At 68.1% G+C, this 14,265-nt stretch carries 15 protein-coding genes and 1 pseudogene; 8 read left to right on the top strand and 8 right to left on the bottom strand.

Annotated elements, in window-relative coordinates; translation table 11 throughout:
* Window positions 1–32 precede the first annotated feature (32 nt).
* Window positions 33–434: a DUF3054 domain-containing protein gene (locus tag OHA40_RS14640; RefSeq protein ID WP_330233592.1), complete on the top strand. Its 402-nt coding sequence runs from the start codon at window positions 33–35 to the stop codon at window positions 432–434.
* On the opposite strand, the gene OHA40_RS14645 is transcribed toward OHA40_RS14640, so the two are convergent.
* Complete coding sequence (locus OHA40_RS14645; RefSeq protein ID WP_330233593.1) at window positions 405–2,033, bottom strand: NTF2-like N-terminal transpeptidase domain-containing protein; 1,629 nt, start codon at window positions 2,031–2,033, stop codon at window positions 405–407. The genes OHA40_RS14640 and OHA40_RS14645 overlap by 30 nt on opposite strands.
* Before the next feature lie 424 nt (window positions 2,034–2,457).
* Between OHA40_RS14645 and OHA40_RS14650 the strand changes: the two genes are divergently transcribed.
* Entirely contained in the window at window positions 2,458–3,054 is a 597-nt protein-coding gene (locus OHA40_RS14650) for a hypothetical protein (protein ID WP_330233594.1), read from the top strand.
* A gap of 58 nt (window positions 3,055–3,112) precedes the next feature.
* Window positions 3,113–3,568 (top strand): type II 3-dehydroquinate dehydratase, encoded by a 456-nt coding sequence (gene aroQ / locus OHA40_RS14655; RefSeq protein ID WP_330233595.1) that lies wholly within the window; start codon window positions 3,113–3,115, stop codon window positions 3,566–3,568.
* Window positions 3,569–3,608: 40 nt separating this feature from the next.
* Here aroQ and OHA40_RS14660 read toward each other — a convergent pair whose 3' ends face one another.
* Window positions 3,609–4,058 carry a nitroreductase family deazaflavin-dependent oxidoreductase gene (locus tag OHA40_RS14660; RefSeq protein ID WP_330233596.1) on the bottom strand — a complete coding sequence of 150 codons (450 nt, stop codon included), beginning with the start codon at window positions 4,056–4,058 and terminating at the stop codon, window positions 3,609–3,611.
* A 232-nt stretch (window positions 4,059–4,290) separates the two neighbouring features.
* Window positions 4,291–5,226, bottom strand: a pseudogene (locus OHA40_RS14665) (NAD(P)-dependent oxidoreductase); the annotation flags it as partial.
* Window positions 5,227–5,312: 86 nt separating this feature from the next.
* Between OHA40_RS14665 and OHA40_RS14670 the strand changes: the two are divergent.
* Window positions 5,313–5,663, top strand: coding sequence for a winged helix-turn-helix transcriptional regulator (locus OHA40_RS14670; RefSeq protein WP_442944003.1), 351 nt, complete (start codon window positions 5,313–5,315; stop codon window positions 5,661–5,663).
* Here the strand turns inward: OHA40_RS14670 and OHA40_RS14675 are convergent.
* On the bottom strand, window positions 5,660–6,784 hold the full coding sequence (locus OHA40_RS14675) for a glycerate kinase family protein (RefSeq protein ID WP_330233598.1): 1,125 nt from the start codon (window positions 6,782–6,784) through the stop codon (window positions 5,660–5,662). The genes OHA40_RS14670 and OHA40_RS14675 overlap by 4 nt on opposite strands.
* A 403-nt stretch (window positions 6,785–7,187) precedes the next feature.
* Window positions 7,188–8,777 (bottom strand): alpha/beta hydrolase, encoded by a 1,590-nt coding sequence (locus OHA40_RS14680; protein ID WP_330233599.1) that lies wholly within the window; start codon window positions 8,775–8,777, stop codon window positions 7,188–7,190.
* 157 nt (window positions 8,778–8,934) lie between these two features.
* Between OHA40_RS14680 and OHA40_RS14685 the strand changes: the two genes are divergently transcribed.
* Window positions 8,935–9,246, top strand: a complete 312-nt coding sequence (locus OHA40_RS14685; RefSeq protein ID WP_067477949.1) for a GNAT family N-acetyltransferase — start codon at window positions 8,935–8,937, stop codon at window positions 9,244–9,246.
* 92 nt (window positions 9,247–9,338) lie between these two features.
* Here the strand turns inward: OHA40_RS14685 and OHA40_RS14690 are convergent, their stop codons facing one another.
* Window positions 9,339–10,100 (bottom strand): lysophospholipid acyltransferase family protein, encoded by a 762-nt coding sequence (locus OHA40_RS14690; RefSeq protein WP_330233600.1) that lies wholly within the window; start codon window positions 10,098–10,100, stop codon window positions 9,339–9,341.
* A 137-nt stretch (window positions 10,101–10,237) separates the two neighbouring features.
* On the opposite strand from OHA40_RS14690, the gene OHA40_RS14695 reads away from it, so the two are divergent.
* From OHA40_RS14695 to OHA40_RS14705, 3 genes are all read left to right on the top strand, one after another.
* The gene (locus OHA40_RS14695; protein WP_330233601.1) at window positions 10,238–10,882 is read left to right on the top strand and encodes a YqgE/AlgH family protein; all 645 of its coding nucleotides are present in this window, start codon (window positions 10,238–10,240) and stop codon (window positions 10,880–10,882) included.
* 174 nt (window positions 10,883–11,056) lie between these two features.
* Window positions 11,057–11,542, top strand: a complete 486-nt coding sequence (locus OHA40_RS14700) for a sigma-70 family RNA polymerase sigma factor (protein ID WP_330234179.1) — start codon at window positions 11,057–11,059, stop codon at window positions 11,540–11,542.
* Window positions 11,539–12,318, top strand: a complete 780-nt coding sequence (locus tag OHA40_RS14705; protein WP_330233602.1) for a zf-HC2 domain-containing protein — start codon at window positions 11,539–11,541, stop codon at window positions 12,316–12,318. Before OHA40_RS14700 ends, OHA40_RS14705 begins: the two co-directional genes overlap by 4 nt.
* Before the next feature lie 60 nt (window positions 12,319–12,378).
* Here OHA40_RS14705 and OHA40_RS14710 read toward each other — a convergent pair whose 3' ends face one another.
* The gene (locus OHA40_RS14710; protein ID WP_330233603.1) at window positions 12,379–13,149 is read right to left on the bottom strand and encodes an ABC transporter permease; all 771 of its coding nucleotides are present in this window, start codon (window positions 13,147–13,149) and stop codon (window positions 12,379–12,381) included.
* Window positions 13,146–14,120, bottom strand: coding sequence for an ATP-binding cassette domain-containing protein (locus OHA40_RS14715; protein ID WP_330233604.1), 975 nt, complete (start codon window positions 14,118–14,120; stop codon window positions 13,146–13,148). The genes OHA40_RS14710 and OHA40_RS14715 overlap by 4 nt, the downstream gene beginning before the upstream one ends.
* Between the last annotated feature and the right edge of the window lie 145 nt (window positions 14,121–14,265).

Consider the following 14,265-nt stretch of genomic DNA (forward strand, 5'->3'; position numbering starts at 1 on the left):
CCGCATCCCGTCGCCCCACTACGCTTGCCCACGTGAGGAAACTGCTGCCGCTGGTCACGGACGCGCTGCTGGTCATCGTCTTCTGCGCGATCGGAAGGCGCAGCCACGATGAGGCGGTGCTCGCCGGGCTCCTGCGCACCCTCTGGCCGTTCGCCACCGGGCTGGCCGCGGGCTGGCTCATCGTCGCGTCCAGCCGATGGCGGCGCACGGCCGGCGCCGCAGAGTTCGACGGTACTGCCCTGTGGCCCACCGGAATCGCGGTCTGGGTCAGCACACTCGTCGGCGGCATGCTGCTGCGCGTGGTCAGCGGTCAGGGCACGGCGGTCAGTTTCGTGCTGGTCGCAGGCATCGTGCTCGCGCTCTTCCTGCTCGGCTGGCGCGCGGTGTTCAAAGCCCTGACCCGGTCACGGCTCCGGGGTCGCCAGCGCCTGTAACATCCTGGCCGCCATTCGTGGGGTCGCGTCCCTGCTGTCCACGTCTTTGATGTGGACAGCGAAGACCAGATCGCCCATCGCCCCGATCAGCCATCCGTCTCGCCCGGCGATCGCGGCGAAGGCGTTGACGTCCCGGTAGCGTCGCACGCTCGCCAGTTCCGGCGCATTCGTCGCGTCGCGCAGCATGCCACGCAGCCGATCGGTGGTCTCGGGCTTCAGCGGAGCGAGCTGGGCGTCGGTGGTGCTCGGTCGAGCAACCTCGACCATCGGCGGCGGCACCGCGCCGCGCGCGATCGTGGCCGCGGCGATCGCCATGCCGAACGGGCTGGCCAGCACCGCGTCCGAACCAGCGCCCTGGACCACCTGCTCGGCGCTACGGCCCGCGATGGTCAGCCGGCCGGTCACCTCGTCCAAGCCGGGCACCTTGAAGTCGATGCCGACGCCGAGGGCGGTCGCCGCCTCGGCCGCGTCCTGCACCGAGACCTCCTGCGGCGCCTTCCCTTTGGCCGATGCGGCGACCATGCGGAAAAGCTCCATGGCGCCGCCTACCGGATACAACCCGGTGAACGCCACCGGTCCATGCTCGCTGGCGTAGCTGTTCTGCGCGACCGCGACCACCGCGCCGCTGGACGGCTGGATCGCCACGATCGAGGCGGGTGTGCCCACGCTGACCACCGCGTCCTCGGCGGCACGCTGCAAGCGCTGGTCCATGGTGCCCGCGATGTCCGGTCCCGGCGGGCCCTGCTGCCCGGCGAGCTGTGTGATGAACCGGCCGTCCTGCTCGAAAAGCTGGACACCCCACCCGGAGTGCGCCTCCTGGCTTTCCTGCTGCACCTTGCGCAACGCGTCCAGCATCGGTGACCAGACCCTGCGGTCGGCGGAGATCAGCCGCGGCTGCTTCTCCATCACCACGCCGGGAATCGGCGCCATCCGCGGTTCCAGGATGGCGAAATCACCCTCGCGCAAGTTCACCGCGACGATCGGCTTGCCTTGCGAGGTGGCCAGCTGCTGCATCAGCGCCGGCCCGGTGATCAGGGGTGCGACCGGCTCGATGGCCGTCGCCAGTGCGTTGGTCGAGGCGACCGGGTCGGGCAACTTCGCTGGATCGAGCTTGATGACGTTGATGATCTGCTCGGTCATCAACGGCTCACCGACGATGTCGTTGACCCGCGGGGCCGGCGACGGCAGGGTCCGCACCAACCGGACCGTCCGGTTGTGCGCCAGCTGCGGCATCACCACCGCGGGCTCCCAGGAGATCCGCCAGCCGATGGCCAGCTTGCGCACGGTGCCCTGCAGGCTGTAGTTCCAGGTCTTCTTCTCGCCGAAGCTCCACTCGACGTCCATGCTGAAGATCCCGGATTGCGCGTCCAGACCGATGAACTGGGTCTTGCGGTAGTCGACCTTGCCGGGCTGGAGTCCGGTGAACATTTGCTTCAAAGTTGCCGAAGCCGCAGTGGGGTACGACGTCAGGTCCGCCGCCTTGGCGTAGTCCTGATCGTCGAGCAGATCCGTGAAGCGCTCTACGACTACCTCGGCTTCATTCTGCTTCTCGTGTATCCCACACGACCCGATCGCGAGTGCGAGCGATGCCACCCCCATGAGTGCCATTGCGGCTCGAACGCGAAAGCGGCGGGATCCCCACACATCCATGCATCCCACTCTTCACTCTTGTCACTCCAGTAACAAGACCACCGTACCCGAAAAAGACCAGACCGCGATGCCTCCGTAGCGCGGACGTTACCCATGCTCAGCATCCCAATTTTGCCCCGGGATCTCGCATCTCGGGGGGTCTTTCATGATCATCGTCCAGCCGCGGGAAGGCAACCGGCGCCGCTACCGTACCGGCCTCCGCGAAAAGTTGCGCGGTTACCGCCGCACCAGACGTTTCGAATCAATAAATACCCCATTTGCCCCGATTCGAAGCATGCGACCCCCGTTCGCACAGAGCGGAACCCGCGTGCGGATTTACCAAGTAATCTTGTAATCAGTAAAGCAACACACCACAGTAAGTAGGTGACCCGCCATGAGAAACGCACATCGGGGCCGCGGTTTCGGACGACCGGGCGGCTGGCAGCAGGCCGACCTGCCGGATCCCGCGGACGTGCCCGATTGGTTCGCCGGAAGATTGCCCAGCGACTGGTTCGTCGGCCCTCCGGTCATCGAGGTGGACCGGGACGAGATCGTCGTCATCGGTGAGCTGCCCCTCCCGCAGCCGGAGAAGCCGGAAGCCGACGACGCCGACGCGCAGACCGACGAAGTACCGCGCGCGACCAAAGAGGGCGCGGTGGCCCGGTTCCGCGAGTCCACCCGCCCGGCTCGCATGCAGATCGCGAACGAAGCGCAGCACCGCTACCAGCGCAGCGTCGCCTGGGGTGTCGCGGTGGACGGGGAACGGATCATGTTCACCCACCTGGCCGTTCCCGTCATGACCAGGCTGCGCCAGCCGGAACGCAAGGTGCTCGACACCCTGGTCGACGCGGGCGTGGCCCGTTCCCGCGCCGACGCGCTGGCCTGGACGGTGAAACTGGCCGGCAAGCATGCGGAAGCGTGGCTGGAGGAACTGCGCGTCGCGATGCGCAAGGTCGACGACCTGCGCTCGGAGGGGCCGCAGGGACTGTAACGCGGTCGGGGCCGGTCCGGGAGGCGCGGTATCCGGGACGCTCGGTAAGTTGCTGTGCATGGCTGTGACCGCCGACGCGACGCCGGGCCCGATCCTCGTGCTCAACGGCCCGAATCTGAACATGCTCGGCACCCGGCAACCGGAGGTGTACGGGGCGGCGACGTTGGACGACGTCGTGGAACTGTGCCAGCGAACCGCAGCGAAGTTCGACCGCGAGATCGTCGCCTTCCAGTCCAACTCCGAGGGCGCGCTCATCGATCGCATCCATCAGGCGCGGGGCGTCGAGTCGGGCATCGTGATCAATCCCGGCGGACTCACCCATACCTCGGTGGCACTACGGGACGCGCTGGTGATTCCGGAACTCCCCATCGTCGAGGTGCACATCAGCAATGTGCACGCACGTGAGGAGTTCCGGCACCACTCGTACATCTCCCCGATCGCCACCGCCGTGGTCGCGGGAATGGGAATCCAGGGCTACGCCGCCGCCATCGAATTCCTGGCCCGCCCGGTCTGATTCGTCCGGTCCGCGAGGCGCCGAGCGTCGCGGACTTTTCTCATTCGGCGAGCTGGAAGACCGGAAACCCGGGTGCGATGGCGGAGAGTTCGGCATCAGTGGCGTCTTTCGTCACGCCCTCGAAGAACCTGCCGACCTCCCAGCCCCACTTCTGCAAGTAGAGCCGTAGCACCGGCACCTTATCGGCGTCGGCCACCTCAGTGGCGGTGAACGCCTCGACCTTGCGACCCAGCCGCAGCTCGCCCCCGCCCGCCGCCCGCAGGTTACGCACCCATTGCGTATGTCCGCGCGGCGCCACGAGAAAACGCTCACCGTCCTCGCGCACCAGCAGATTGACCATCGTGGTCCGCCACTCACCGCTCTTGCGTCCACGCACCGCGAGCAGCCGCGATCCCATCACGCTGATCCCCAGCTCGGGCAGCAGATTGACGATCCGGTTGAAGAACGGATCCAGTCCGGCCGGGCCGATGTAGCGGGTGCTGTAGTCCATGCCCTACTCCTCTATCGTGAGCACTGCTCTCTATAGCGAGAAGTGTTCCACGCCCCGGGCCGCCGAGTCAAGAGCACCGCTCTCTCTCTTTTGGCTCACATCGGTGCGCCGGACATGGCGGACGGGCAGGCGGGGCACCCAGCGCAGCCAGAGAGCCCAGGTGGGCGACCCTGGCTGCTCAGCCCGCGCCGCCGGTAGCTCGACCAGCTCTGCGAGGTCGAGCAAGGCAGACCTAGGCGTCGCCGCGGAACAGCGCGTAGGTGGAGATCGGCTTGCCCGCCTGCTCGCTGGCGGCCACGGCCTTGCGCCAGAACGATTGAGCAGTGTGCGAGAGTGTCGCGTCGACGCCGACCTCCTCGCTCGCGTCGATGACGTGCTGCGCGCCCGCGTCCATCATTTTCAGGCTGGCCAGGGAGGCCCAGCCGCCGTTCTGGTTGGCGACCGAGAACTCCTCCATGAAGTAGGGGTACGCGGCCGCCGAACGGATTGCGAACGGGACGAAAGCGGCGATGTCGTGGCCGGAGCGCTCGATCATCGCGATCGCCTGATCGAAGGCGAGCAGCCAGGGATGGAAGGTGGTCAACAGCCCCTGGTAGAAGACCTGCGCCAAGCCGTCGTCCGCACCGAGGTACTCCTGCGGGCTCAACGGGCGCAGCAACTCGGCGTGGGCCTCGAAGACCTCGCGCGGGCCGCTGTAGAAGATGTAGGACGCCGGATGCACGATGTTGTCCCCCGCCGACATGACGCCGCCGGACAGGAACTGCGCGCCGTGCGAGCGAACCCACTCCGCGCCCTTGCGGGCCTTCTCCGGCGAATCGGAGGACAGGTTCGCGATCACCTTGCCCTTCAGGTGATCGGTCGCCTGGCCGAGCACGTCGTACATGGCCGCGTAGTGGGTGAGGCTGAGCACGATGACCTCGTTGGCATCGAGTGCGTCCGCGACGGTCGCGGCGCGCTTCGCACCCAGTTCGACCATGGCGTCTACCTTCTCGGGGCTGCGGTTCCACACCGTCACCTCGACGCCTGCGTCCAGGAAGGCCCGGACCATCGCCTGACCCATCGGACCGAGCCCGACGACGGAGACGGCGCGGGCGGTGGTCTGCTCGGACATGATGTGTCCCTTCGGTTGTCGTTCGGATTGCTGTCGGCGCCGGAATCCATCGTCGTTCCCGCAGGTAGAGTCGGGAAGACCGAACGTCGAGGTGCGGTTGCTTACCTCGAGGTTCGAAAACAGGTCAAAGGAGCACGGTGGGCATGAGCAGTGACGCAGATCACGATGTGTGTGGCATGACGGTCGCCATCGACGTCGTCGGCGGCAAGTGGAAACTGCACCTGATGTGGGTGCTCGGGGCCGGCCCGCAGCGCTTCGGCCAGATTCGCCGGCTGCTCACCGGGGTCAGCGAGAAGGTGCTCGCCGAGAACCTGCGCCAGCTCGAAGCCGGTGGCGTGGTGCACCGCGAGGTCTATCCGGAAGTCCCGCCGCGGGTCGAATATTCGCTCACCCCGCTCGGTAAGGAACTCGCCGTGGCCCTGCGCCCGCTCGAGGAGTGGGGCGACCGGCACCGGCACGAACTGGCCGCGAACCTGTTGGCGTCCGCGAGTTAAGTCAGCTGTTCGGTCGCGATACGCGCGCCGACGCGTTCGAGCAGCGACGCCGCGTCGGTCATGCAGCGTGCCGGGTCGGGTTCCAGGTCGGCCAGCGCGTAGCAGCCCGCGAAGCCCGCGGCCCGAATCTCGTCCGGCTCGAGGAGAGCGCGGCCGACGACAGCGATCACGGGGACGCCCGCCTTCCGAGCCGCCATGCATACGCCGACGGGCGCCTTGCCGTGCAAGCTCTGTCGATCGAGCGAGCCTTCGCCGGTGACGACGAGGGTGGCGGTGGCGAGCAGGTCGGGAAATTCGAGGAGTTCGAGTACGACCTCGATGCCACTGCGTACCCGTGCACCCAGCACGGCGAGCGCGCCGAAACCGGTACCGCCCGCGGCTCCCGCACCGGGGTGGCCCGCGAAATCGGGACCCGCGACGAACGCCCAAGTGGCCAGCGCGGATTCGAGCACCTCTGACTCCGCCGGACCCGCGCCCTTCTGCGGCGCGTACACCGCGACCGCACCGGTCGGCCCCAGCAGCGGATTGTCTACGTCGCAGGCCAGCGTGAACGTCGTGGCAGCGACTCCGGGGTGCAGGGCGGAGCGGTTCAGTTCCGCGGCTCGCGTCAAAGCTGCTCCGCCTGCGGGCAATTCCTGTCCGTCGGCGTCCAGGATGCGGGCGCCCAGTGCCTGTAGCATGCCCGCGCCGCCGTCGGTGGAAGCGCTGCCGCCGAGACCGAGCACAATGTCGGTCACACCGTGGTCCATGGCGTGCGCCAGGACGACGCCCAACCCGTACGTGCTCGCGGTGAGCGGATCGAGCCGCCCCTCGGGCAAGGCCGACAAACCGACCACAGCCGCCAGTTCGACGACGGCCCGCGCCCCGTGCCGGGCATAGGCCGCGCGACGTGGCACACCGGTCGGTCCCGGAGCGGTCAGCTCCACGCGTGTCCAACCCGCGGCGACAAACGCCTCCACCGTGCCGTCACCACCATCGGCAACCGGGACCAGCCGGGCATCGGCGTCCGGTGCGCTCCGCGTCAATCCCGCGGCCAGCGCCGCCGCCACCTGAGGCGCGGAAAGCGATCCCTTGAACTTGTCCGGGGCGAGGATCACCCGAGGAGCGGATATCTGCGTCACCCCGACATTCTCGGACGCGACGGGGGTGGCCGCACTACGGCCCCGCGGCCTTGGCCCGCCAATCGGGGCGACCGGCGATCCAGGGTGTCAGCGTCCAGCGCGCACAGTGCGACACCTCACCGAAGCCGTCTGCGGCCGGGTCTATCCGATCCCGCCCCTGCAACGCGGATGGTCGAGTTCGACGCGCTCACGACACGGGGCATCGTGTCAACCTCGTCGACCAGCGCACCGCCCCAATGGGCGCAGGCGGACGGAGTTGGTCCCAGAACCGCGCCCGGCCTTGCGAAAGTTGAGCCAGCCGCACAAGGCGGGCCGAGACTCTCCGGTGCGAACGCGAACGCCGCGAGGACAACCCGGAGCGGGCCGCCAGCACCGCGCCACGCGGACTGCCGCAAGTTGCGCGTCAGTTCCCGGGCAGCGGAGCCTGGTCCGCCTGCGTGATGGTGACCTTCCCGGTCCGCAAGTACGTGAGCACGGCTTCGTCCACCGCCGGATTGCCGCGACCGAACGTGCCGTGGTCGCCGCCCTCGACGATGATCAGCGCGCCACCCAGTGCCTCGGCCATGGCCGGGCCGCCTTCGTACTTGGTCAGCGCGTCGTGGCGGCTCTGCAGCACCAGCGGCGGGATACGCAGGCCCGCCCCGGTGATCGGCACCGGCTTCGTCACGGGCTTCCAGGAACCGCACGCCATTCCGGAGCGGACCAGGTCGGCGCGGGCGTCCATGGCGTTGCCGCCGGAGGCGATGGTGCCGACCGCGGCGCCGAGCAGTTCCGGCCTGCCCGGCACGGCGTTCTCGTTGCAGGTGATCGCGCTGAACACGAACCGGCCGGTGGGGTCGGCCGAGGTCGCGCCCTCGATGGCCCGCAGTCGCCGCACGTTCGCCGGGTCTGCGACGGCGTCGGCCATCGCGCGGGCGAAGGTCGGCCAGAACGTGCGGGTGTAGCTGGCCACGGTGGTCGCGCCGAGCAGCGGCACCTGCGCGGAGACACCACCGGTTATCAAGGTGCGCAACAGGTTCTGCAGTTTGCCGAGCTGCTCGACGCTGCCGCTGTAGCCGTCCTTGGCGATCTCGGTCAGCGGTTCGGGCAGCGCGCCGGGCAGGTCGGCGAGGCTCGCGGGGGGCGGGGTCAGGTTGGCGTACCAGCCACCGCCCTGGGCTGCCGCCAACTGGACCCAGGTGCGGTAGACCTGCAGGGCGGTGTCACCCAGGTGGTACTCGGCGTTGTGTTCGGCGATCCAGGCGAACAGATCGTCCAGGCGCTGCTTGCCCGCGACCTGCTGTTGGGCGAACTCCTCGGTCCATACCCAATCCGGGTTGACATTGGAGTCCAGGATCATTCGGTCCACCCGGTCGCCGAACAGCGCCGCGTACACCGCACCGAGGTAGGTGCCGTAGGACGTGCCGAAGTAGTTGATCCGCTCCAGCCCGAGCGCGGCGCGCACGGCGTCGAGATCGCGTGCGGTGTTCTCGGTAGTGATGGTGTCCAGGTAGCCGGGCTGCGCGGCATCGCAAGCCTTCTTGATAGCGTCGCGGTTACCGCTGCCCAACGAAGCCTGTTCGCCCTCCGCGGTTTTCGCGCCCGCTCCGCATTCCAGCGGAGTGGCCCAGCGCAGTCCGCGCGGCTGGACGGCGATCCGGTCATAATGGGCGGCTAGTTCGGCGGGAAAAACGTCCGCCCGGCGCGACCAGTAGTCCAGCGCGTCGGAGCCGGGGCCGCCGGGATTGCCGAACAGGACGCCTTCCCGCGTGCCGGTCGCGGCGATCCGGCTGACGGTCAGGTCGATCTTCGGTCCGTTCGGCTCGGCGTAGTCCATCGGCACGCTGATCACGGCGCACCGCACACCGCGGTCGGCGGGCACGGCCCCGTCGGGGCACGCACCGAACACGACGCCGGGCGCTGCGTCCGCGAGGCCGGTGACGATCGATCCACCGAGCAGGGCCGCGGCGACGACGCCTGCCGCGACCCGCGAAACTCGCAGTGTCCTCATCATGTCCGTACCTCCCCGGGCCTGCCGCGCTCGTGCGAAAAACGGGCCCGACCAAGAGCATTCTGCGCAGGCCCGCCGGGACAGACAAGTCGGCGGCGGGATTCCGCCCGGCCGAGCACGTGGTTTACCCCGATAGCGGTGCACAGAGTAGCGTCGAGCCATGTCGACCGAGGTCAGCAACAACACCGCACTGGAACGCTTCGAGATCTACGTCGACGGTGCGATCGCCGGCTACGCCGAATACCAGGACACGGCCTCCGAACGCGCGTTCGTGCACACCGAGATCTATCCACGGTACGAGGGCCAGGGCTACGCGCGGCTCTTGGTGGAGACCGCGCTGAACAGCACGCGCGACGACAAGCTCGGCGCGCTGCCCATGTGCCGCACGGTCCACCACTTCATCGAGACCCGACCGGAATACCTCGCGATGGTGCCGCACTGGGCGCGCGACCGGCTGAACCTGCCGCAGTGAACGAGCCATCGATCGACCTGGCCGCCGATGCGGTCATGCCGGAGCCGCGCGTCGGCGCGGCGTGGGCATGACCGTTCAGCAGGAATAACCGTTCAATACGCGGCCACTGCGCCGTCGAGCGCCGCCTGCAGATCGTCGCGCACCAAACGGGCGATGTCACCGGGCCGCGGGGGAAGGTCGAGCACCGGGACACCGAAGTAGAAGCTGGCCGACTTGGCCTCTTCCTTCGTCGCCTGCACCGCGGGGTCCTCGCGCGGTCCGTAGCTCAGCCCGATGGGCAGCAGCACGGGTTCCACGCCGAGCTTCATCGCGCGGAACGCGATGTGCCCGATGCCGCTGCCCACCGCCTGCACCCGGGCCGGGTCCACGTCGTTGCAGGTGCCCTCGGGAAACACCGCGATGCCGTCGCCGCGAGCCATCCGCTCCGCGCAGATGTCCATCATCCGCTGACCGGCGGCGTTCACCGCGCGGATGCCGTGGTCCTTGCCGCGGAACACCGGGATGCCGCCCATCATGTCGATCTTGCGCCGCTGGTCGGGATCGACGAACAGCTCGTCCTTGGCCAGTACGCGCACCCGCCCGATCACCGGCCGCAGCCCACTGCGCCACGCCGCCGCCGCGACGGTGTAGGGATCGTTTTCGGATAGGTGGTTGATCGCGATCAGCAGGGGCCGACCCTGTCCGATCACCGCGCGAAGCGATGCGCGTGCCCCTTCGGCGTACCCGACCCGCGGATGGTAGCGGCGGCCGAGAATGGCGTAGGCCCCCCACGCTTTCAGCCGGTTCTGGCGATGATCTCGGTAGAAGTCGTACACGGTGTCGCTGTTCTCGAGGCGCACCTCGGGCGGTTCCATGACCTGGACTCTACGATGTGGCGGCGACAGCGCAACGAGGCCTCCTGGCTCCGGTCCGCGACCCGTCCGGCAAATCTGGAAGACAGAAGTCGGCCGCAGAAGGCGCATTGTGGGCGAACAGCTGAGATGATGTCGGAGTGGCACGCGCAGAAGACCCGGATGATCGGAAGACTCGCGGCGGGCACGGCGACCGCAGGCGGCGCGATTTCCGGCCCGGCGAGCAGGTGGTACGTGCCGGGACGCTGCTGGTGTCGGCCACCGAGCTGGTCGAACCCACCTTCCGGCGCACCGTCGTCTACATCATCGAGCACAACGAGGCCGGCAGTCTCGGGGTCGTGCTCAACCGTCCGAGCGATACGGCGGTACACGACGTGCTGCCCCGCTGGACGGACGCGGTCGCCGCGCCGCGCACGCTGTTCATCGGCGGCCCGGTGAAACGGGACGCGGCGCTGTGCATCGGCACCGTCCGAGTGGGCGCGCAGATCGATGGCGTACCCGGGCTGCGCCGCATCGATGGGCGCGTCGTCCTGGTCGACCTGGACGCCGATCCCGACCGGGTCGGCCCGCTCGTCGAGGGCATCCGGATCTTCGCAGGCTATGCGGGCTGGACTTTCGGCCAGCTGGAAGGCGAGCTGGAGAACAACGACTGGATCGTGCTGTCGGCGTTGCCGTCCGATCCGATCAGCACGGGCCGCCCGGATCTGTGGGCGCACGTGCTGCGCCGCCAGCCGCTGCCGCTGTCCCTGCTCGCGACACACCCGATTGAACTCGAACGCAACTGAGATCGTGTACTCCTCGAATGGACCGAAGGAGACACGGTATGTGACACGACAACTGATCCGGCGAGAGCATGGGTGACTCATCGGGTGCGCCCACACACCGGCCCCGCAACACAAGCGGAGAGGTATCTAGTTGTGCGCAACGAAGAAGATCGGCCCGACGATCAGTCCGAATTGATGCGGGCTCTCTATCGCGAACACGCCACCGCGCTATGGCGGTACACGCTCGGCTTGGTCCGGGATGCAGGGCGGGCAGAGGACATCGTGCAGGAAACATTGCTGCGGGCTTGGCAACGCCCGAACGTCTTGGATCAATCCACCATGTCGGCGCGCGCGTGGCTGTTCACCGTGGCGCGCAATCTCGCCGTGGATGAGCATCGCAGCGCCCGCAGCAGGCGCGAGTTCCGCACCGACAGCCCGCCCGAACGGGCCGCCCCGGACCAGTCCGACCGCGCCTTGGACGGGTGGCTGGTCGCCGACGCCCTCAGCAGGCTCAGCGCCGACCATCGCGAGGTGATCGTGCGGGCCTACTACCGAGGACTGTCCACCCACCAGATCGCCGAGGAACTCGATGTCCCGGCGGGCACGGTGAAATCCCGAATGCATTACGGCATGCGCGCATTGCGCCTGGCACTACAGGAGATGGGGGTGACGAATCAATGACGGATATCACCGACGACTACAGCACGTGGGACGCGCCGTATGTGCTCGGCTCCCTCACCCGTGTTGAGCGCCTGGAGTACGAAGGCCACCTCGCCGGCTGCATCGAATGCCGGTCATCGGTGGCCGAGCTGGCGGGTCTGCCCGGCATGCTCGCCCTGGTCGAGACGGAGACCGCGCTCGCGATGATCGTGCCGCCTGCCGATGCCGCGACCGAATCCGTTCGGTCGATGCCGCCACCTCCGCCGATGCCGCCACCTCCGCCGATGCCGCAACTGCCGCCCGCGCCACCACCGCCGGCGCGGCTTGCCGACGCCGCCGAACGGCGCAATCGGCGCAGCCGGTGGGCGACGGTCGGCGTGGCGGTGGCGGCGGCCGCGGCCGCCGTGGCAATCGCGGTGCCGATCGCCGTCACCATGTCGGAGTCGGATCGGCCGGACGGGCCGGGCACCACCGAGCAGGCTTTCGTCGAACGCCCGATGGAGCCGCTGGAGGCGTCGCCGGTTTCGGCGAGCTTCAAACTCTTTCCGGCGGGCGATCAGACGCGGGTGGTGATGTCTTGCAGCTACCCGCCGGGCGAGCAGCAGCGCTACAACTGGAATCTGGCCCTGTACGTCACCCGCGCCAATGGGCAGCAGCAGCAACTCGACCAGTGGCCTGCGAGCCCCGGCACCGAGCTGACTATCGACCGCACCATCGACGGCACACCAGATCAGGTCCGGTCGGTCGAGATCCGTGCCGCGAACACCGGCAAGGTATTACTCCTCGGCACCGTCTGATCGATCGAACGATCCCCCGCGGGCACACTGCCCGAGGGGGATCGTTGTCCGGCAACCCGATCAGCGCGTCTGACGCCGGAAGATCGAAGACGACCACAGGTAACCGACCACCGTGATACCTACGCACCAGGCGATCGAGATGATGCCGTTGTTGCCGATCTCGGTGCCCATCAGCAGGCCGCGGAGGGTCTCGGTGAACGGCGTGAACGGCTGGTACTCGGCGAAGTGGCGCAACCCGGCCGGCATGGTGTCGGTGGCGACCAGCCCGCTGCCGAGGAATGGCAGCATCACCAGCGGGAAGGGCGTGTTGCTCGCGCTCTCCGGGTTCGGAGCGAGCAGGCCGAGCGCCACCGACAGCCAGGTGAGCGCGAGCATGATCAGCGCGAGCAGGGCGAACACGGCCATCCACTCGAGCGGGTTCGCGTTCGGCCGGAACCCGATCAGCAGCGCGATCGCGGCCATCGCGGCGATGCCGACCAGCGCCTGGATCAGCGCGCCGACCACGTGGCCGGTGAGCATGGCCGATTGCGCGATGTCCATGGTGCGGAACCGGTTCACGATGCCCCTGGTCGCGTCGGTGGCGACCGACACCGCGACCGAGACCGTCATGTACGCCGGAATCATCAGCAGCATGCCGGGCGCGAGATAGTCGATGTAGTTTCCGCCGGAGGACTTCTCCAGCGCGCCGCCGAAGACGAAGTTGAACACCAGCAGCAGGATGGTCGGCATCATGATGACGCCGAAAGTCATGCTGGGGTAGCGCTTGGCGCGCACGAGGTTGCGCCGCAGCATGGTCGCCGAATCGGCGAGCGCGTAGGACATGGCACTCATCGCACGGTTTCCTTTTCAGTGGTGGGGTGGCCGGTGAGGGAGAGGAATACGTCGTCGAGGTTGGGGGTGTGCACCGACAGCCCCTCGACCTCGATCTGGTCGTAGTCGAGCCGATCCAGCAGCGCACGTAGCGATTTCACGCCGCCGTCGCTCGGCACCGCGAGAGTGAGGTCTTCCTCGTCGTCATCCGTCGTCGGTGCGGCGGCCCCGAGCGCGTCGGCCGCCGCGACCAGGGCGGACCGGTTGGCGAACTCCAGGCGGATATGCCCGCCCGGCACCAGCCGCTTCAGTTCCGCGGCGGTGCCTTCGGCGACGATCTCGCCGTGGTCGAGCACCGCGATGCGGTCGGCGAGCTGGTCGGCCTCCTCCAGATACTGGGTGGTGAGGAAGACCGTGACGCTGTAGTCGTCGACCAGCCCGCGAATGATGCTCCACATCGACCGCCTGCTGCGCGGGTCGAGTCCGGTGGTCGGCTCGTCGAGGAAGATGATGCGTGGATCGCCGACCAGCGTCATGGCCAGATCGAGCCGCCTGGTCATGCCGCCGGAGTAGGTCGACGCGGGTTTTTCGGCCGCGTCCACCAGATCGAAGCGCTCCAGTAGATCGGCTGCCAGCCTCCGGCTCTCGCGGCGCGGCAGATGGTGCAGATCGCCCATCAGCATCAGGTTCTCCCGGCCGGTGAGCAGTTCGTCGACCGCGGAGAACTGGCCGGTCACGCCGATCTGCGCCCGCACCTGCTTGCGCTCGGCGACGAGATCGTGCCCGCCGACCTGGACCTCACCGGCGTCGGCGTCGATCAGCGTGGTGAGGATCTGCACGGTGGTGGTCTTGCCCGCGCCGTTCGGACCGAGCAGCGAGAAGATCGTGCCCTCCGCGACGGTGAGATCGATTCCGTCGAGCACCACCTGCTCACCGAACGATTTGCGCAGGCCCCGTGCCCAGACGGCGGGCGCGCGATGGCCGTTCCCCATGATTTTTCCTTTCCGGAATTATATGCCTTCATGCGAATGTGAGCATGTTTCACCTGCACCGCCCCCGATGTCGGGTGCGGCGATTACCGGTGGGTTATTCGTTTGTCGCGCTGGGTGCGCCGGCTAGGCGTACCTCCGCCTTCGC

The sequence above is a fragment of the Nocardia sp. NBC_00508 genome (genome assembly GCF_036346875.1).
Taxonomy (GTDB): Bacteria; Actinomycetota; Actinomycetes; order Mycobacteriales; family Mycobacteriaceae; genus Nocardia.